Origin of the sequence: Kitasatospora sp. NPDC127111 (assembly GCF_042677465.1) — a bacterium.
GTDB lineage: Bacteria > Actinomycetota > Actinomycetes > Streptomycetales > Streptomycetaceae > Kitasatospora.
The window spans coordinates 44313-62126 of record NZ_JBHXTG010000011.1; the positions used below are offsets into that span (position 1 = coordinate 44313).

The 17814-nt window shown below is 70.2% G+C and carries 17 protein-coding genes and 1 pseudogene; 10 read left to right on the top strand and 8 right to left on the bottom strand.

Annotation, left to right across the window (positions count from 1 at the left end; genetic code table 11):
* Positions 1-577 precede the first annotated feature (577 nt).
* Complete coding sequence (locus ACFVHB_RS09870) at positions 578-2311, top strand: SulP family inorganic anion transporter (protein WP_380317907.1); 1734 nt, start codon at positions 578-580, stop codon at positions 2309-2311.
* On the opposite strand, the gene ACFVHB_RS09875 is transcribed toward ACFVHB_RS09870, so the two are convergent.
* Together ACFVHB_RS09875 and ACFVHB_RS09880 are read right to left on the bottom strand one after the other, a co-directional pair.
* Positions 2308-2841, bottom strand: a complete 534-nt coding sequence (locus ACFVHB_RS09875; RefSeq protein ID WP_380317910.1) for a flavodoxin domain-containing protein — start codon at positions 2839-2841, stop codon at positions 2308-2310. The two genes, ACFVHB_RS09870 and ACFVHB_RS09875, sit on opposite strands and share 4 nt — an antisense overlap.
* A gap of 113 nt (positions 2842-2954) precedes the next feature.
* Positions 2955-3298 (bottom strand): annotated as a pseudogene (locus tag ACFVHB_RS09880) (phosphoribosyltransferase); the annotation flags it as partial.
* Positions 3299-3759: 461 nt separating this feature from the next.
* Here ACFVHB_RS09880 and ACFVHB_RS09885 point away from each other — a divergent pair.
* The 3 genes from ACFVHB_RS09885 to ACFVHB_RS09895 all read left to right on the top strand — a co-directional run bounded on the left by ACFVHB_RS09885 (position 3760) and on the right by ACFVHB_RS09895 (position 6647).
* Positions 3760-4473 (top strand): CBS domain-containing protein, encoded by a 714-nt coding sequence (locus ACFVHB_RS09885; protein WP_380317913.1) that lies wholly within the window; start codon positions 3760-3762, stop codon positions 4471-4473.
* A gap of 417 nt (positions 4474-4890) precedes the next feature.
* Positions 4891-5205 carry a hypothetical protein gene (locus ACFVHB_RS09890; RefSeq protein ID WP_380317916.1) on the top strand — a complete coding sequence of 105 codons (315 nt, stop codon included), beginning with the start codon at positions 4891-4893 and terminating at the stop codon, positions 5203-5205.
* Positions 5199-6647 carry a wax ester/triacylglycerol synthase family O-acyltransferase gene (locus tag ACFVHB_RS09895; RefSeq protein WP_380317919.1) on the top strand — a complete coding sequence of 483 codons (1449 nt, stop codon included), beginning with the start codon at positions 5199-5201 and terminating at the stop codon, positions 6645-6647. The genes ACFVHB_RS09890 and ACFVHB_RS09895 overlap by 7 nt, the downstream gene beginning before the upstream one ends.
* Positions 6648-7745: 1098 nt before the next feature.
* Here ACFVHB_RS09895 and ACFVHB_RS09900 read toward each other — a convergent pair.
* Entirely contained in the window at positions 7746-8285 is a 540-nt protein-coding gene (locus ACFVHB_RS09900) for a TetR/AcrR family transcriptional regulator (RefSeq protein ID WP_380317921.1), read from the bottom strand.
* 296 nt (positions 8286-8581) lie between these two features.
* On the opposite strand from ACFVHB_RS09900, the gene ACFVHB_RS09905 reads away from it, so the two are divergent.
* Positions 8582-9979 (top strand): flavin monoamine oxidase family protein, encoded by a 1398-nt coding sequence (locus ACFVHB_RS09905; RefSeq protein WP_380317924.1) that lies wholly within the window; start codon positions 8582-8584, stop codon positions 9977-9979.
* A gap of 376 nt (positions 9980-10355) precedes the next feature.
* Positions 10356-11987: a serine/threonine-protein kinase gene (locus tag ACFVHB_RS09910; RefSeq protein WP_380317927.1), complete on the top strand. Its 1632-nt coding sequence runs from the start codon at positions 10356-10358 to the stop codon at positions 11985-11987.
* Positions 11988-12190: 203 nt separating this feature from the next.
* Here the strand turns inward: ACFVHB_RS09910 and ACFVHB_RS09915 are convergent, their stop codons facing one another.
* From ACFVHB_RS09915 to ACFVHB_RS09935, 5 genes are all read right to left on the bottom strand, one after another.
* Positions 12191-12601, bottom strand: a complete 411-nt coding sequence (locus ACFVHB_RS09915) for a pyridoxamine 5'-phosphate oxidase family protein (RefSeq protein ID WP_380317930.1) — start codon at positions 12599-12601, stop codon at positions 12191-12193.
* Positions 12598-13470 (bottom strand): IS3 family transposase, encoded by an 873-nt coding sequence (locus ACFVHB_RS09920; protein ID WP_380317933.1) that lies wholly within the window; start codon positions 13468-13470, stop codon positions 12598-12600. Before ACFVHB_RS09920 ends, ACFVHB_RS09915 begins: the two co-directional genes overlap by 4 nt.
* Entirely contained in the window at positions 13467-13775 is a 309-nt protein-coding gene (locus ACFVHB_RS09925) for a transposase (protein WP_380317936.1), read from the bottom strand. The genes ACFVHB_RS09920 and ACFVHB_RS09925 overlap by 4 nt, the downstream gene beginning before the upstream one ends.
* Positions 13776-13832: 57 nt before the next feature.
* Entirely contained in the window at positions 13833-14168 is a 336-nt protein-coding gene (locus ACFVHB_RS09930) for a helix-turn-helix domain-containing protein (RefSeq protein WP_380317939.1), read from the bottom strand.
* 142 nt (positions 14169-14310) lie between these two features.
* A complete protein-coding gene (locus ACFVHB_RS09935) occupies positions 14311-14733 on the bottom strand; it encodes an Hsp20/alpha crystallin family protein (RefSeq protein ID WP_380317942.1) in 423 nt (140 codons plus the stop codon).
* A gap of 835 nt (positions 14734-15568) precedes the next feature.
* Here ACFVHB_RS09935 and ACFVHB_RS09940 point away from each other — a divergent pair.
* The 4 genes from ACFVHB_RS09940 to ACFVHB_RS09955 are packed head-to-tail and all read left to right on the top strand — an operon-like array spanning position 15569 to position 17797.
* A complete protein-coding gene (locus tag ACFVHB_RS09940) occupies positions 15569-16441 on the top strand; it encodes a Vms1/Ankzf1 family peptidyl-tRNA hydrolase (protein WP_380317945.1) in 873 nt (290 codons plus the stop codon).
* Positions 16378-16668, top strand: coding sequence for a hypothetical protein (locus tag ACFVHB_RS09945; protein ID WP_380317948.1), 291 nt, complete (start codon positions 16378-16380; stop codon positions 16666-16668). The genes ACFVHB_RS09940 and ACFVHB_RS09945 overlap by 64 nt, the downstream gene beginning before the upstream one ends.
* A gap of 54 nt (positions 16669-16722) precedes the next feature.
* Positions 16723-17523 (top strand): sigma 54 modulation/S30EA ribosomal C-terminal domain-containing protein, encoded by an 801-nt coding sequence (locus ACFVHB_RS09950; protein WP_380317951.1) that lies wholly within the window; start codon positions 16723-16725, stop codon positions 17521-17523.
* A gap of 37 nt (positions 17524-17560) precedes the next feature.
* Entirely contained in the window at positions 17561-17797 is a 237-nt protein-coding gene (locus ACFVHB_RS09955; RefSeq protein WP_380317954.1) for a hypothetical protein, read from the top strand.
* Positions 17798-17814 lie beyond the last annotated feature (17 nt).

The following is a 17814-nucleotide window of genomic DNA, read 5'->3' on the forward strand; positions in this document are numbered from 1 at the left end:
CATCCGGTCGAACTCCCTCGCTCGCCCTGCAGGCCAACTCTCACGATACTCTCGCCCCCGCCCGGCACCAGGGCCGAACGGCCCCGTTGCTGACCAGGCCGGCTGAACGAGCCGAATAGCGCCTCGGTGAATCCGCCGCGCCCCCGATTGCCCACGACCGGGAGCACCGTGCCCTGCTGCGCCCAGCAGCGCGGCGGCCGCGTCATACCGACGGGGCTTCGCCCGGACCACCCGGCACCGCCAGGAGTCACCCGTGGTACATCCCCTGGGACCGCTCACGGACGAGGGGCAGTACACCGCCTACGAAACTACGCACGACCGGCATGCCGTTCGCGCCCGGCATGTTCTGGGCAGCGAGGACAAGGTGACGCGGCAGGCCCCGGCTACGGGCGGCGCAAGAACGACCAGAGCCTGTCGACCTCCTACCACGCCGAGGGTCCGACGTGGTACCGGCAGTGAACACCCACGTGAAGAAGCCGACGCGTGATCAGATGTGAACCCGCCCCCACCGGGCGCATGGCGGTGGCCCCATCACGTCCCGCAGCGGCATGCTGAGGCTTGGCGCGGAAGGAGATCCATGGCGCGTCACGGCGACGGCACAGACCGGTCCCGGCACCGCTTCGTGCCCGCGGTGCCGGGACCGGCCGTGCTCCGGGGCTACCGGCGGGGCCGGCTGCGTGGCGACGTGGTAGCGGGTGTGACGGTCGCTGCGTATCTGGTTCCGCAGGTCATGGCGTACGCCGGCGTCGCCGGCCTGCCGCCGGTCGCGGGCCTGTGGGCGATTCTGCCGGCGATCGGGGCGTACGCGCTTCTCGGCTCGTCCCGGCTGCTGTCGGTCGGGCCGGAATCGACGACCGCGCTGATGACGGCCACCGTGGTCGGGCCGCTGGCGAGCGGGGACGCCGGACGTTACGCCGTCCTCGCCGCGACGCTCGCCGTCCTGGTCGGGGGGCTGTGCCTGGTGGCGTGGCTGGCTCGGCTCGGCTTCGTCGCCGACCTGCTCTCGAAACCCGTCCTGATCGGCTACCTGGCCGGCGTCGCCCTGATCATGATGGGTGATCAGCTGACGAAACTCACCGGTGTCCCGGTGACGGGCGAGCGCTTCCTCCCGCAGCTGTGGTCCTTCGCCCGGCACCTGTCCGAGGCGAATGCGGCCGCCACCGTCTTCAGCGCCACTGCCCTGCTCTTCCTGTTCGCCACGGCACACTACTTTCCCTGGCTGCCCGCACCCCTGCTGGCCGTCGTCCTGGGCACGGTGGCGGTGGCCGCGTTCGACCTGGATCAGCACGGCATCGACACGATCGGAGCGATCCCCGGCGGGCTCCCCCACTTCTCCCGGCCGGACCTGGGCGAGCTGGACCGGCTGGTAATTCCCGCCTCCGGGGTCCTCCTGGTCGGCTACACCGACATGATCCTCACCGCGCGGGCCTTCGCGTTCGGTGAGAGCGGAGAACGCCTCGACGCCGACCAGGAGCTGCTCGCCCTGGGCGGCGCGAACCTCGGCGCCGGTCTCCTGTCCGGCTTCCCCGTCAGCAGCAGCGCCAGCCGGACCGCGCTCGCCAAGTCGACGGGCGGACGCACCCAGGTGTACGCGCTGACCGCCGGCGGGTGTGTCCTCGCGGTGCTCCTGTTCCTCGGCCCGCTGCTGGCGGACCTGCCGGTGGCCGTGCTCGGTGCCGTCGTCGTCTTCGCCGCCGTGCGGATGATCGATCTGGCGGGTTTCCGCAGGCTGGCCTCCTTCCGCCGACGGGAACTGGTGCTGGCGATCGCCTGTCTGGCCGGTGTCCTCGCCCTGGACGTCCTGTACGGGGTGCTGGTGGCCGTGGGGCTGTCGGTGGCCGAGCTGCTGAGCCGGGTGGCACGGCCGCACGACGCGGTCCAGGGGCTGGTACCCGGCCTGGCCGGCATGCACGACGTCGACGACTACCCGCGGGCCCGCACCATTCCCGGGCTGGTGGTGTACCGCTACGACTCCCCTCTGTTCTTCGCCAACGCGGAGGACTTCCGCAGCAGGGCCCTGGCCGCCGTCACCGCCGAGACGACTCCGGTGTCGTGGTTCGTGCTCAACACGGAGGCCAACGTCGAGGTCGACATCACCGCGCTGGACTCGGTCGAATCCCTGCGCCGGGAACTCATCGCGCGTGGCATCGTCTTCGCCATGGCACGCGTCAAGCAGGACCTGCGCGACCAGCTCGACGCCTACGGCCTGACCGAGTCCGTCGGCCCCGAGCGGATCTTCCCCACGCTGCCCACCGCGCTCGAGGCCTACCGGGCCTGGCGCGAAGCCGGGGAGGGCGACGCGGACGCCTAACCGGCGGACGGCTTCCCTCTCCCGGTGGCGAGGAGGTCTCTGGCGATCCCGCCCGCCCAGGCGTCGACGGCGTCCCAGTCACGGTAGTCCCCGGTGTGGCCGCCCAGGAGGCCGAGCAGGAGGGTGCCCACTCGGCCGATCTGTTCGCGGGTGACGACACCTGAGAAGAGGCGGTGCCCGCACAGGCCGGGCACCGGCGCGAGCGCGTCCAGGACGATCGCCTCCTCGCGGTCGGCGAACCTGCGCCACGGCCCGCGCAGCGCGGCGGGCATACCGACGCTGAACAGCCATACCCGGCCGTGTGCGAGTGTGTCACGGTGGTGTTGCAGGAAGGCGGCCGCTTCCGGCAGCCACCGCCGGCTGTGGACCGCGCTGCCCAGGACGAACGCGGCATATCCATCCACGGTCGTCGTGTCGTCGAACAGCCGGACATCGGCAGCGCATCCTGACTCGGTCAACCGGGCACCGATGCGTTCGGCGATCTCCCGAGTGGATCCGTACGCACTCGCATAGCCGACCAGGACCACCATGATGCCTCCTCTGACCGTCTCTTCTCTCCGGGAACGAACAAGTCTTCACACTGTGCTCCGCGGTGCCCAGGAGTCCCCCGGCCTCGGTCTTATCGGGCGGTCCCGGTCGGGCGTCAGCCCGCCAGCTGCGGGGTGGGGCGCAGGCGGCTGGTGAACCACTGGGTGGCCAGGTCCGCGGCCTCCTCGAGCGCTCCGGGTTCCTCGAACAGGTGGGTGGCGTCAGGAATGACGGCGAGTCCGTTCTCGCAGCGCAGTCGTGCCTGCGCCTGCCGGTTGAGGTCGATGACCACGTCGTCGTTCCCCCCGACGATCAGCAGGGTGGGCGCGGTCGCCGCGGGCTGGCGAGGTCGGGCCGACCGCCGCGAGAGACGACCGCCCTGGCCGGGGAGTCCGGCTCGGCGGCCGCCCAGAGAGCCGCGGCTGCTCCGGTGCTGGCGTCGAAGTAGCCGACCGCCAGGCCGCGGGTTTCGTCCTGGTCCGCCCGCGAGGTGCTTCAGCCGCCCGGCCAACCGGCGCCCCGCATCCACATGGTCGACGAAATACACGGCCGGACCTCCTCAGGACGACCTGCGGGACCGCACACCCAGCCGGACGGTGCTGCACGCCGTCCGGGGGTCGAAATCGGAGCTCAGCCCATGGACTCCCCGGGTGTCGCTCAGCCCCCGGCCGCATCGCTCGTGTTCCACGATCCTCTCCCCGGCGGGCGCACGCGAACGGCCGCTTCCCAGCGCGCAGCCACCTGCCGGGCCGTCCGGTTCCCGGTGACGGCCGAGGCGAACGTGCCACCGCAGCAACACGAGAGGACGATGAACGAAGTAGCCCGGTCGGCGGCCGTGGTCTCCCCCGACAAACACCCGATGCCGAGGCCGCGCCCGAGTGAACCGCGTGCCGGCGCCGTGGACCGCCCCGAGGAGAGCCATGCAGCACCGCACCGTGCAGGACGTGATGACCCGGGACGTGGTCGTCGCCCATCGCGAGACCGCGTTCAAGGAGATCGCCGGACTGTTCCACCGCAACGACATCACCGCCGTCCCGGTCGTCGACGACCGGGACCACCCCGTCGGCATCGTGTCCGAGGCCGACCTGATCCGCAAGGAAGCCGGACTGCTGGAGGAAGGCCACCCGGTACTCCGCTGGCTCCACCCGCACGAGCACCATCGCGCCGAGGGCGAAATCGCTGAGGAGATGATGACCAGCCCCGTCGTCACCGCACGCGCCGACTGGACCCTGGTCGAAGCCGCCCGGGTCATGCACCGCAAGAAGCTCAAGCGGCTGCCCGTGATCGACGAGGAAGGCCGGCTCACCGGCATCGTCAGCCGCAGCGACCTGCTGCAGCCGTTCCTCCGCGACGACGCCTCGATCCGCAAGGAGATCACCCACGACGTCCTGCTCGACACGCTGTGGCTCCCCGCCGACGCCGTCCACGTCACCGTCGACGACGGCATCGTCGCCCTCACCGGCACGGTCGAACGCAAGAGCCTCATCCCCATCATCGAGGGCATGTGCCGCTCACTGGACGGGGTGGTCGCCGTTCGGCAGACGCTCGGCTTCGAGTTCGACGACACCCACGTCGATGCTGCGCAGTCCTCGATGCACGGCGTCATCGGCCCGCACTCGACACCCCACCACTGACCAGTCGCCCGGGCTGGGGGACCGGGCCGGGCCCACGGGTCGGGAGGCGGAGAATCCGTCCCGGACGTCTCCCGCGCCACCCGGCCGTGGAGCGTGACCTGCACGAGCACTCCCCGATGGCTGCCGTCCACACCGGGCGAACTATGTCCGCAGATGTCGCCGTAATGCCTCTCCGGTCGAGGCCGGTGGCGGCGAACCAGTGTCCGACCCCACGGGTCGCGGTGCCTCGGTGACGATCTGGTACAGGCCCGGGCCCGTCTTCCGGAACCAGCCGCCCATGGCCTTCGCGAGCCTGGCCCACCGCACGTCCGGGCGGTCCACAGCCACGCCGAGAGGAATCTCCACGTACTCGCGGACCAGAGCGACCTCTTCCAGACCTCTTCCGGCTCAGGCCAAGATCAGATATGACGACCCTCCATGATCGACGAGCGAATCCGGCCGCTTCCTCGTTCCACCCAAAAATCGGCTCGCACACTTCAGGAACGCCTCGAAGGCGCGCTATCCAACGTCCGCTTCACCGAGAAGCGCATCGCCGACCTTGAGGCCGAACTCATCGAGCATCCGAGAATCTGGGCATTCCACCGCTGCCGGGAATCGACCGCGCTGGGGCAGCTGCACGCACGCCGGCCCTGGGCATTTGCGCTCATGAACGAGCTTGAGGCCGACGGTGACGGCAACTCTTCACCGAGTCGGGCCCGCGGGACAATTGAAGTGCAACAGGCACGGTGCTGATCTTCGTCCTGGGCGGCGGTGGAATTATGGGCACGTCAATTGGTGCGCCCGGCCGGCGCCCGGTCATGGATAGGTTGGGCCCGCAGGATCTCATGTTGCTGTGGTCGGACGATTTCGGCTGGCCCGAGGTCATCGGTGCCCTCGCCGTCCTCGACGGCACCAGGCTCCTCGATTCAGACGGTCGCTTCCGGGTCGAGGCAGTGCGAGAGGTGGTGGGAAGCCGCCTGTCTCAGGTCCCTCGCTTCCGTCAGCTTCTCCACACACCCCGGCGCGGGCTCGGCCGACCACTGTGGGTCGACGCCCCGGCCTTCGATCTCACCGAGCACGTCCGGGTCCTCCCCTTCGCCGCTCCTCCGGACGAGGCGGGTCTTCTTCAGGCTGTCGAGCACGTGCGGGCGCTCCCCCTGGACAGGTCGCGACCGCTGTGGGAGATGTGGTTCCTGCCCGGCCTGACCGGCGACCGAGTGGCCGTTTTCATCAAGGTGCACCACACGATCGCCGACGGCGCGGCGGGCGTGGCTCTGCTCAGCGCGTTCCTCGATCCCAGCACAGATGCGCCGACGACGCCCGCCCGGCCCTGGACCCCGACGCCGGTGCCCTCCAACCGCGACCTGTTCGACGACAACCTCCGTGGGCGTGTCCAAGCGATGGAAGGCACGCTGTCGAAGCTCCGCCGACCCGCCACCACGCTGCACCAAGCCCGGGAAAACTGGCCTGCGGTGCGCGAGAACTACTTCAAAGGGTCGGCGCCGCAGATGAGCTTCAACATCCCCGTTGGCCCGCACCGCAGGCTCGCGCTCGTCCGCAACCGTCTCGACACCGTCAAACAGATCGCTCACAGCCACGAGGTGAAGCTGAACGACGTCCTGATGGCTGCCACCGCCGGCGGTCTTCGAGATCTCCTGCTCAGCCGCGGGGAGCGCGTCGAGGGCTTGGTCCTGCGGGCCTTCGTGCCCGTCTCCCTGCACCAGGAGGAACCCGGCCAGGCGCGCGGCAACCGGTCCGGGATGATGTTCGTGCCGCTCCCCATCGGTGAACCCGATCCGGTTCGCCGACTGCGGCTGACAGCCGCCGCGAGCGCTCGACAGAAGCACTACGTCGTCGGCCCGCCGGAAGGAATCCTCGGCCGCAACCGCGTCGTCCAGCGGGCCATGATGCGCGGCCTCGGCCATCAGCACTGGGCGAACCTCTATGCCGGGAACATCTTCGGCCCCCCGATCCCGCTCTACCTCGCCGGAGCGCGGATCACCGAGATCTTCCCAGTGGTGCCGATCACCGGGAACTTCACCCTCGCCATCGCCGCGCTCTCCTACGCGGAGCAGTTCAACATCGGCATTGTCGTCGACGCGAACGCCTGTCCCGACATCGAGGTCCTCGCTGACGGCGTACGGCACCACCTGCAGGCGTTCGGGTCCTCCCGGCCACATGCCGAAGCGGGGTAACGGCCAAAGGCCAATCGTGCTGCCCGGGTGATCGATTCACCGGTCCGGCAACACGTCCGACCAAGCAGCCAGGGCACGCTGTTCGGCCGCCGCCCTGATCGCTCGGAGCGTCCCGCGCAGAACGATGCCGACGCCCGCGGAGACGAGCGTCCAGTAGCGGCCGAAGCGAACAGTGGACTCCGGATGCAGGCCGTACGCGCCTCGTAGGTGAGCAGGGAGCGCCGGGTGCCGTACGGATGGACCACGAAGGCCGCCGCCATCTTCGCCCAGCCGACCTCGTCGAACGACGCGAACTCCTCCGGTTCGACCCGCCGCCACTCGATCGAGGCCTGCCACGGCTTGCCGACCGCCCCGAAGACGAGCTCACGCCCCGGACGCTCGCCCAGCGCCACCCAAGGCTGGTCGTCCCACGCCTCCGCAGCGCCGTCGAACAGATCGGCCACCCGCATCGACGGCGGAGTCGGAATCGGCCAACCGCGCAGTCGATCGGGCAGCCCGCGCGCCCACATGGCCGCGTTGAGGAGCGGGGAATCGAGGGTGAGCAGGTCCAGCCCACGCGCCGCCTCGTAGGCGACAGGAGGTGGCGCGGCGAGCGCCACGTATTCGAGGCGGGAGAATCCGAACCCGGGCAGCGCACCGTCCAGCAGCAACGGGCTGCTGTCGGGATCGAAGGTGGAGTCGGCGTTCATCGTGCCCTCCCTGGATGCCCGGTCACGGCCCGTCCGAGCCGGGCGCGCAGGTTGTGGAACTGGCGGGTCTGCATGACGAAGAGCTAATCCCCGGGATAGGACCGCGCGGGCCTCGTCGCTCGTCGCGCCCCAGGTCAGCATCCTCGGCCGCAGGAGCAGACCGTGCAGGACCAATGCCACCGCAGCGGAAGCGCCGGTGGCCGGCCAGACTCGCGGCTCGGTGTTCACGCACACTTCGACGGTTACTCAACCGACTCGGTGGCGCCATCGGACTGGTGCGCTGCAGCGGAGGTGGCTTCGAGGGCAAGCATCGCGACCAGGCGCCATCCACCTCGATACAGGCCGAACGACTCAGTCGGCCTCCACCCTGAGGGAAACGGCCGGCCCGATTCTTCACTCGGCACCTGAGCTAGGCGGCCGCACCATGGAGCAGGATCGAAGTGATGAAGTCCGGGGCTTGGCGGGCGCCCATGTGGCCTTCGAGTGTCAGCTCCCATGCAGTCTCGGCCAGGCCACAGAAGGTTGAGGCCAGCCAGGTTGCTGGCATGTCCTGCCGTAGCAGCCCGGCCTCCTGGCTGCGTTCGACGAGCTTGACCGTCCTGCCGAAGATCGCCTCGGCGCGGGTGCTGGCCTCGGGTACGCCCAGGACGTCGGGTTCGACGTAGACCAGGTTCCAGAGCTGCGCGAACGGCGGGTAGTCGGCGATGAGGGCAGTCAGAGCCTGTTCCATGGGGGCGTTGTCGGCCTCGGCTCGGGTCAGGATTCGGTCGCAGTCGTCGAGGATCTTCTGGGCCATCGCCTGCACCAGGTGCTGGCGGGTGGGGAAGAGACGGACCAGGGTCGCCCGGCTGATGCCTGAGCGTGTGGCGATGACCTGCATCGAGGCCGAGCGGTCCTTGGCGAGGATCGGGATGGCAGACTCCAGCACTTCTGTCGCATCGGTACGCATCGTCGCGCCCAAACCCCCAATGCCTCTATTGACACATCAGTGTGTCAATGTATTCTTTGCAGTATCAGCCTCATTGTACTGAAGGGTGCGGACACCGCGATCGGCGTCCCCACGGCATACGCGAGCGGAACCGGCAAGCCCGTGCCCGCGGCCGCACATGAGGCGGTCCCCGACCAAACGGGGTGCCCTTGAAGCCAGCGCGGCTTCCTCGCCCACGGGCAGCTCGGCGAGCGCAACGGAGCGTTCGGCGGCGATCTCCTGTCAACCCGTGTCAGACCGCAGATTGGTTAACAGCCATGACGATGCATCGCCGGCGTTTCCTCCAGAGCGTGGGCCTGGGCCTGCCTGGCCTCGCGCTTCTCACCTCCCTGTCTGCCTGCGACGACAACGGCGAGGAGAGCGGCACGCCGAGCCCGTCCGGGCACCAGAAGGTGATCGTCGTCGGCGCCGGGATCAGCGGTCTGGGTGCGGCCCGCTACCTGGCCGACCAGGGCCACGACGTGTCGGTGCTCGAAGCGCGAGACCGGATCGGTGGCCGCATCTGGACCAGTCAGCAGTGGGCGGGCGCGCCACTCGATCTGGGCGCCTCGTGGATCCACGGCATCGACAAGAACCCGATCGCCGCGCTGGCCGCGAAGGCGAACGCGAAGACGGTCGTGACTGATCTCGACAGCACCACCGACTACTCCACCGACGGCGGCAAGTTGAGCGACACGCAGGCCCAGGCGCTCGAACGCTGGCGGAAGAAGGCCGCCGGCGCACTGACCTCGTTCCAGGACAAGGAGGACAAGGACGCGTCGGTGCGCAGTGTCGTGGAGGGCGCCGTCGACTGGCCCTCGCTGCCGGGCGAGGACAAGGCACTGCTCAACTACAGCCTGAACGACTACGAGCACGAGTACTCAGGCAGCGTTGAGCAGATGTCGGGCCTGCACTTCGACGAGGACAACAAGGTCAAGGGCAAGGACGTGCTGTTCCCGCAGGGCTACCACCAGATCACCGATCTGCTCGCGGCCGGACTATCCGTCCAGACCGGACAGGTCGTCAAGCAGATCGACTGGAACGACGATGGTGTGACGGTCACCACCGACAAGGCCACGTTCCAGGCCGACCGGGTGGTGGTCACCCTGCCGCTGGGCGTGCTCCAGGCCGGCGCCGTGAAGTTCGGCCCCGGCCTGCCCGGCGACAAGATCGCCGCGATCAGCAAGCTCGGCATGGGGGTGCTCAACAAGTGCTACCTGCGCTTCCCCACGGTGTTCTGGGCGGACACCGACTGGCTGGGCTACGTGCCGCGCGTCGACAAGTACGGCCAATGGACCCAGTGGATCAACATCACCCGCCCCACCGGGCAGCCGGTGCTGCTCGGTTTCAACGCCGCCGACTTCGGCCGCACCATCGAGGGCTGGAGCGACACCCGGATCGTCGACAGCGCCATGGCCACGCTGAGGACCATGTACGGCAGCGGCATCCCTGCACCGCTCGACCACCAGATCACCCGCTGGGCGTCCGATCCGTACGCGCTGGGCTCGTACTCGTTCAACAAGCTCGGCTCCACGCCGGCCATGCGCGACCAGCTCGCGGCCGCCGTCGACAATCGTGTGCACTTCGCCGGCGAGGCCACGGACAAGGGCGACTTCGCCACCGTCCACGGCGCCTACCTGTCGGGCATCCGCGCGGCCAAGGAGATCGCCGGCTGAACCACTGACCCCACGGCGAAACCCCGAGGTGGTTCCCCGCCACCGACGCGGCGGGGAACAACCCGAGGCTTTTAGTCCACCATGACCCCGCCGGGCCACCCCCGACGCCCGCGGAACGGCAGCCCCCGCCGGTGCTCACCCCCGAGAGCACCGGCAGGGGCGCGCCTGGGTCGGCACCCCTCAGCCCGCCCACGACATGCCCTTCATGACCTGCCGCGCCCTGCGCGACCGGTCGACGGGGCTGACGCCGACACCCACAGCGACCGCGGCCGGATATGATCCGCTGCGATTCCGGACGCTGGCATGCACCCGGGGCGCCACTGCCGCCGCACCCGTTCCACCGCGCCCCGTACCGCACGACCCGCTGGGAGCCAGCATGACCACACAGCCCTTCGGTGCCCAACTGCCCACCGGCTTCCAAGCGCTGGGCATCGAGGACCCCCGCGAGGTCGGCGGCTACCGCGTGTGCGCGCGGCTCGGCGCCGGCGGTATGGGCCGCGTCTACCTCGCCTACACCCCCGCAGGCCGCCCGGTCGCGCTCAAGGTGGTACGGCCCGAACTCGCCGAGGACCCCGAGTTCCGGCACCGCTTCGCCCAGGAGGTCGCCAGCGCCCAGCGCATCCACGGCCTCTACACCGCCCAGGTCGTCGACGCCGGCGCCGACGCCGCCACCCCCTGGCTCGCCACCACGTTCGTGCCCGGCCCCTCCCTCCAACAGGTCGTCCACCGCCACGGCCCACTGCCCAAACGCACCGTCCTGCTGCTCCTCGCCGGCATCGCCGAGGCCCTGCAGGCGATCCACGCCGCAGGCGTCGTCCACCGCGACCTCAAACCCGGCAACGTCCTCGTCGCCGCCGACGGCCCTCGCGTCATCGACTTCGGCATCGCCCGCGCCGCCGACGCCAGCCCCCTCACCGGCACCGGCCTGCGCATCGGCTCACCGGGCTTCATGGCCCCCGAACAGGTCCTCGGACTGCCCGCCACGGCGGCCACTGATGTCTTCGCCCTGGGCGCCCTCACCGCATACATCGCCTCCGGCACATCCCCGTTCGGCGACGGCCCCGAGCCCGCCGCGCTCTACCGAGCGGTGCACGAGGAACCCGACCTCTCCCACCTCCCGTACGGACTGCACGACCTGGTCCGGTACTGCCTGGCCAAGAATCCGGATGACCGGCCGGGCACCGCCTGGCTGATCGAGGCCGTCCGCCACCATGCCGCGACCGGAGGGGAACTGCGCTTCTCCGACGGCTGGCTGCCCCAGCAGCTCAGCAGCGAACTGAACCGTCACACCGAGCTGCCGACCACGCCTCCCCCGCGAGCCACCGTTCTCGACCCGGCCACGGCCGACGCCGCCACCGCACGTGTCCCCGCCCCGGCCCCCACCCCGCTGGAGGCCGCTCCCACCGCAAGACGCAGATCCGCGGGAACCGCACGCCGAGGCGCCCGCACCGTACTACTGACGGCCACCGCCCTCCTCATCGGGGCCGCAGCGGTCTTCCTGCTGCTCGACTACACCGGTTACTTCGACGACTCCGGCGACGAGAAGCCCGCCACCGGCAGCAGCTTCCCTGCGTCCACGGTGTCCGCCGCGGCCGCCCCGCCATCCTCGGCACCCACGCAGTCGGCCGCGGCCTCCGGCTACACCGCCGCCTACACGGACCTCGAACTCACCTCCCCCGACGCCGACCACGAGTTCGACCTCAAGGCGGGGAAGGTGACTCAGGACACCTCCGCCTGGTACCTGGGTCGCGAAGCCGGCGCCTTCTACATCCCCGAGGACGGCGACGCCTACATCCCACCGGCCGGCCCCCTCGCCCTCCCCGACTGCCTCAAGGGCGTCGACACCCAGCCCACCTCCACCCTGCCCTTCACCACCCTGCGCGCCGGCCGCAGCTTCTGCGTCCGCGCCCACGGCAGCCAGGACATCGCCGTCATCCGCACGCTCACCACCGCGTCCGACGACGGCCCGGTCAAGGTCTCCATCACCTACTACCGACGCGGCGCCTGAGGCCAGGAGCGTGGCTCAGTAACGGGCAACCCGCCCGCGTCTCGCGATCTTTCGTGCGGGATTATCCCGAAATGCGCGATGCGGATGAGCTGTTCGAAACCGAACCGGTCGAGGCAAGGCTGCGGCGCCGGGCGGCGGCCACGTTCGCGAGCCATCGTTTCGTGGCGGACGCCTCCGCTCGGGACCGGTCACCGGCCCGGGGCCTACGTGTCGGCGATGCGGATCCGGCGGCCGGTGATGGAGGAGGGCTTGATCCGGACCCATACGTCGCGTGCTCCGCCCGCCCAGGGGTCGGGGCTGCCGCGCCGGGTCAGGTGCTCGATTGCCTCCGGCTCGTCCAGAACCGTCGCGATGCCTTTCACGAGGACGCTCCACCCGGTGCGCAGGGCCTCGTCGATGTGGTCGGCCTCGAAGGCGACCCGGCCGCCGCTGGCCGCGGCCAGCGTGCCTTCTGCGGCGGTGCGGTAGATCACCGTGCCGTCGAGGACCCGGAAGTTGGCCGGAAGGACGACGGGGCCTTCCTCTGTCGACACGGCCACCCTGCCGATACCGCCCGGCGCGAGCCTGGACTGAGCCTGCTCCGCTTTGACGGACACCGTTGGTGTGTTGGTCAAGCGGCGAGCACGGCCTCATAGGCGGCCGGGCTGCGGTAGCCGAGGCTGCTGTGCAGCCTGCGTATGTTGTACCAGCCCTCGATCCACTCGAAGATCGCCGATCGGGCAGCCGCCCGGCTGGGGCACGGCCGTTCGCCGATCAGCTCCCGCTTCAAGGTGGCGAAGAACGACTCCGCGAGCGCGTTGTCCCAGCACTGGCCGGTCCGGCCAACCGACAAGAGGACACCGAACTCCGATGCCAGGTAAGCGAATTCACGGCTTGTGTACTGGCAGCCGCGATCGGAGTGAAAGATCACCGGACCGTTGGGACGGCGGGTCCGGCAGGCGGCCCGCAGGGCGTCGGCGACCAGCTCGGTCCGCAGGTGGTCGGCGGTGGCCCAGCCGACGACGCGGCGGGAGGCGATGTCGATGACGGTGGCCAGGTAGAGCCAGCCCTCTTCGGTCGCGATGTAGGTGATGTCGCCGCACCAGCGCACGTCCAGGGCGGTCGGGTCGGGCTCAAAGTCGCGAAGGACCAGGTCCGGCCGGGTGGCGGCATTCGGGTCCGGGACGGTGGTGCGGTGGCGCCGCCTGCGGTGTCGGCCCTGCAGATCTGCCTGGCGCATCAGTCGGGCGACTCGGCGACGGCCGCACCGGTCACCGCCCTGTAGGAGGGTGGCGTGGACGCGTGGGGCTCCGTAGCTTCCCCTGGAGTCCGTGTGGATCTGGGTGATCTTCGAGGTCAATTCCGCGTCACGCATGGCGCGGGGACCGGGCTGGCCGTTGCGGCGGGCGTAGAAGGCGGCACGGGAGACCTTGAGCAGCTCACACGCCCGTTTGACGCTGTAGCCTGCCTGCTTCTCCGCCTCGATGAACGGGTGCACCGTCACCGGGTCTCCTTCGCGAAGAAAGCCGTGGCCCGCTTGAGAACCTCGACGTCCTCGCGCAGGCGGTGGTTCTCCCGCCGCAGCCGGGCCAGTTCCTCGCGCTCGTCGCTGGTCAGGCCGTCGCGCTCGCCGGCGTCGACCTGGGCCTGTTTCACCCAGTCGCGCACCGCGGTCTCGGTCAGGTCGAAGTCCTTCGCGACTTGGCCCACCGACCGGTCGCCGCGTCGGCACAGGTCGACGATCTCCGCCTTGAACTCCGGCGTGAACGAGCGCCTGGGACGCGGCTTCTTCTTTCCCACGCTCTCCATAATGGACATCATCCCTCCGGGGCCGAAGCCCCTATCAGGGGTGTCCGTCAAAGCGGATCAAGCCCAGGACCAGCATTCCCAGGCCGGCAGCTCCTCCAGCACCGGGTGCGCCGCGGCCGCCGCACGACCAGGCGGTATGTCCACTCCTCCGCCCAGCAACTCCCAGGTGGACGTGCCGAGCGCGCCAGCCAGCCGCGTGAGGGGGACGACATCCGGTGGACCGGCCGACGACTCGACGTACTCCACGTATCCGACCGCCGTACCCGCCCGTTCGGCCACCTCCTCGCGGCTGAGCCCGAGCTGCTGCCTGCGCTCGGCCACGCGCCGCCCGATGTCTCCTGGGTGCGCCCGTCGGGGCTCGACCGAGTCCTCGCCTGTGTTCTCCGTGGACATCCCTTCACTCCTCCGGTCGGCACAGCCGGCGAGCGCCATGGACAGGCGGTCCCCAAGTAGGGATCCGCCCAGCCGAGAAGCCGCACAGGACCGGCGAAGACAGCGATGCGGTGCCCCGCACCGCACCGCACCGATGCGCGTCTCAGCCCTCGGAGCCGCTCGCGATCTCGATCCGACGGGCCTGCTTCTCGACCTTGCCCATCGGAGCCTTCACGGTCAGCACGCCCTTGTCGAAGGTCGCGGTGATGTCCTGCTCGTTCACGCCTTCGGGCAGCCGGACACTGCGGGTGAAAGAGCCATAGCGGAACTCCGAGCGCTGCTTCTCCCGCCTCTCCTCGGTGCGCTCCGCGCGGACGGTCAGCACGCCTCCCTCGACCGTGATCTCGACGTCCTTCGCGGGGTCGATCCCCGGAAGCTCGGCCCTGACCACGTACGTTCCCTCCTCCTCGGACTCCTCGACGCGGATCATGTGCTCACCCATCCGCAGTTCGACGGGGAGATCCTCGAACCACTCCGAGAACGGGGGCCACCAGTGCGAACGCCTGTGGAGCAACTCGCCGGCCATCTCAGCCCTCCTCATTCGTCCGGACATCTGCTTCCATCCTGCTGCGCGACCACGGCCACCGCGATCGGAGAAACCCCCCACCACGGCAGCCGCCTTGTCCGATCAGCTGATTCGCATGATGCGGTTCAGGACGATTCTCGGGTCAGCCGTCCCGGATCCGCCCGCTGCCGGGAGTGGCGCGTGCCCGAGCAGGCGGGTCCGGGCGTGAGGACCGGAGGTGGCGTCGAAGGAGCCCGCGAGCCTCGCGGCCCGGTCGGCGAGGTCGTCCGGTCAGCTGTGGCATCGGTGTTCGGGGGCCTTGGCCGTCCTCGGCGACGGAGAGACCCGGTCCGCTGCCGCTCCTCATGGCGAGTTCGACCGTGGCCGCGTGCGCATGGCGGGCCGCGTTGGACGACGCCGCCTGCAGGGGCGGCGATGACCTCGTCGGCGTGCGGCGGCTGCACCTCGCGGTCGAGTGGCCCGGCATCCGTAGTCCTGGCGCGAATTCCAGTACCTCGGCGGCCTGTTCGACGGTTCCTCGTCGCCTGTTCCTTCCGTACGCCCGCCTGCCGTTTTCTTCGCCTGCCGACGGGGTCAAGGAGGCCCAGCGATGCCAGGCGGGTGGCCCTCGGCAGGCGGTTCCTCCCGACGGCCCGGTCGGGCCGACCGGCCCATCGCGGTCAGGAGCAGAACGAACTAGCGTCGGTTGCAGGTCGCCGATGGCCTGGAAACGGGCCGCGCCGGTTCGGCAGCGTATTCGGCCGAACACGCTGGGCTCTCCCGCCGGACCTCGTCCCGGGCTGTCGCATCGGATCCCCGACCCCGGAGGGCTTCGTCCCGCCCGAGGAGGAATCACATGACAACCGGAACCGAGATCGGCACCGAGGCCCTGCGCGAGCTGCTCGCCGAGCCCGGCCCGTTCCTGTCGGTCTACTTCGATCTCGACACGCGCCCGGAGAAGGGCCAGTACGCCGAGGAGCGCTGGCAGGAACTCTGCCGCGGCCTCGCCGCCCGAGGGGCCGAGGCCGGTGAGCTGGACGCGCTGACTCAGCGCTTCCTGTCCTCGCAGCCGGGTTCCGGCGTGCTGGCGGCCTTCGCCGCCAGCGGCGACGTGAGGCTCTCCGCCGTGCTGCCCGGCTGCGAGCAGCACGATCTCGCCATGGCCGGGCCGCTGCCGCACCTGCTGCCGCTGCTCGCCTGGCGCCAGGACCACCCCGCGCACGTCGTCGCCGTCGTCGACCGCACCGGCGCCGACCTCCAGCTCTACCCCGCCGGTGCCACCGAGAGCACCCGCCGCACCGTCACCGGCCCCGATGACGAGATCGAACGCAACCGGCCCGGCGGCACGTCCCAGATGCGCTACCAGCACCGCGCCGAGGACTCCTGGGAGCACAACGCCGCCAGGGTCGCCGAAGCCCTCGGCACCGCGCTGGCAGAAGTGGACGCGCACGACCTGATGCTGGCCGGTGACGTCCGTGCCCGCCAGTACCTCACCAGGCACCTGCCCGCCTGGGTCCGGAACAACGTGTCGATCCACCCGGTCAGCGGCAGCCGCAGCCCCGACGGCTGGCCCAGGTCGACACAGAGACCTGCCGCGCCGGACGCGACGGGACCACGGCCCTGCTCCGCCGGTACACCGAAGAACGCTCAGCCCGCGGACATGCCGTGGAAGGCATCACCGCGACCCTGCGCGCCCTCGCCGACGGACAACTGCGCACCCTCCTGGTGACCGACGACCCTGCCTCCCACCACACAGCGTGGTTCGGCCCGAAACCCACCGACATCGCCGACCTCGGCACCGCCTTCGCAGCAGACGCCGGACCGCTGGTGGAGACGGGGCTGGCCGACGCCGCCGTCCGAAGCGCGCTCCTCACCGGAGCCGACATCCGCATCCTCACGCCCGGCACGCCCCGTGCTCCTGCGCAGGGCATCGGCGGACTGACCCGCTACCGCTGACACCGCCATCACCGGCATCCGACGAACGGAGAAGATCCGATGGCGAACCGACCGATGCCCACACAGACACCCGAGGTCCAGGTCGAGGCCCAGGGCGACCTCCCGCTCGGCACGCCCGAACTCGCCCGCACCAAAGTGCTCGCACTCCTGGACCAGGTGCGAGAGCCCGTCCTGTCCGTCCGGATCCGGCTCACTCGCATGCACAACCCCGCCACCGAGCGCCCCTACCTCGCCCAGGCCAACCTGGACGTCAACGGGCGCGCCGCCCGCGCCCACGTCGCCGCCGAATCCATGCCCGAGGCGATCGACCTCCTGCACGACCTGCTGGCCCTGAAGCTGGCCCGACTCCGCAGACACTGGGAGGCCCAACGCGGTGGCACGCCCAGAGCCGCCGAGCACGAGCACGAGCACGAGTGGCGGCACGGCACCGAGCCCACGCACCGCCCCGCGCACTACCCCCGCCCGCCCGAAGAGCGCGAGATCATTCGCCACAAGTCCTTCTCCCTCGCCCGCGAGACCGTCGACGAGGCCGCCTTCGAGATGGACACCATGGACTACGGCTTCCACCTCTTCACCGACCTGGCCACCGGCGAGGACAGTGTCCTCTACCGCGCCGCCCCCACCGGCTACCGGCTCGCCCAGGTCCACCCCCACCCCGAACAGCTCGGCACCACCGCCATCCCGCTGACCGTCAGCCCCGCTCCCGCACCGCGAATGAACGTGGCCACCGCGAAACGCCGCATGGACACCCTCGGACAGCCCTTCGTGTTCTTCACCGACGATGTCACCGGACGCGGCAACGTCCTCTACCGCCGCTTCGACGGCCACTACGGCCTGATCACCCCCGCCGAGTGACCCACCACCGCAGACCACTCAGGAGAGGCAGCCGAACATGACCGACTCCACCGCCCCAGGCACGCCGACCGAGGCCTTCCCCCCTCCCGGCCGTGACCTCGAAAGCACCGTCGAACGTCTGGAACTGCTCGAAGCCCGGGTCCAGGCCCTCGGTCAGGCCGTGCGCGCCCTCATCCAGGGCCTGGAGGACCTCCCCGACCAGGAGCCCGATCCCGACCGCGTGGGCCGCGCCGCCCGTCTGGCTCACGAACTCCTGCTCGCTAAAGGACTCTGACCCCCACAGGAGCGGAC

Excerpts from the sequence above, each read along its gene's own strand:
- ACFVHB_RS09870 (WP_380317907.1), top strand. The coding sequence starts at position 578 with ATGGCGCGTCACGGCGACGGCACAGACCGGTCCCGGCACCGCTTCGTG.
- ACFVHB_RS09875 (WP_380317910.1), bottom strand. The coding sequence starts at position 2,841 with ATGGTGGTCCTGGTCGGCTATGCGAGTGCGTACGGATCCACTCGGGAG.
- ACFVHB_RS09885 (WP_380317913.1), top strand. The coding sequence starts at position 3,760 with ATGCAGCACCGCACCGTGCAGGACGTGATGACCCGGGACGTGGTCGTC.
- ACFVHB_RS09890 (WP_380317916.1), top strand. The coding sequence starts at position 4,891 with ATGATCGACGAGCGAATCCGGCCGCTTCCTCGTTCCACCCAAAAATCG.
- ACFVHB_RS09900 (WP_380317921.1), bottom strand. The coding sequence starts at position 8,285 with ATGCGTACCGATGCGACAGAAGTGCTGGAGTCTGCCATCCCGATCCTC.
- ACFVHB_RS09905 (WP_380317924.1), top strand. The coding sequence starts at position 8,582 with ATGACGATGCATCGCCGGCGTTTCCTCCAGAGCGTGGGCCTGGGCCTG.
- ACFVHB_RS09910 (WP_380317927.1), top strand. The coding sequence starts at position 10,356 with ATGACCACACAGCCCTTCGGTGCCCAACTGCCCACCGGCTTCCAAGCG.
- ACFVHB_RS09925 (WP_380317936.1), bottom strand. The coding sequence starts at position 13,775 with ATGGAGAGCGTGGGAAAGAAGAAGCCGCGTCCCAGGCGCTCGTTCACG.
- ACFVHB_RS09930 (WP_380317939.1), bottom strand. The coding sequence starts at position 14,168 with ATGTCCACGGAGAACACAGGCGAGGACTCGGTCGAGCCCCGACGGGCG.
- ACFVHB_RS09935 (WP_380317942.1), bottom strand. The coding sequence starts at position 14,733 with ATGGCCGGCGAGTTGCTCCACAGGCGTTCGCACTGGTGGCCCCCGTTC.
- ACFVHB_RS09940 (WP_380317945.1), top strand. The coding sequence starts at position 15,569 with ATGACAACCGGAACCGAGATCGGCACCGAGGCCCTGCGCGAGCTGCTC.
- ACFVHB_RS09950 (WP_380317951.1), top strand. The coding sequence starts at position 16,723 with ATGCCCACACAGACACCCGAGGTCCAGGTCGAGGCCCAGGGCGACCTC.
- ACFVHB_RS09955 (WP_380317954.1), top strand. The coding sequence starts at position 17,561 with ATGACCGACTCCACCGCCCCAGGCACGCCGACCGAGGCCTTCCCCCCT.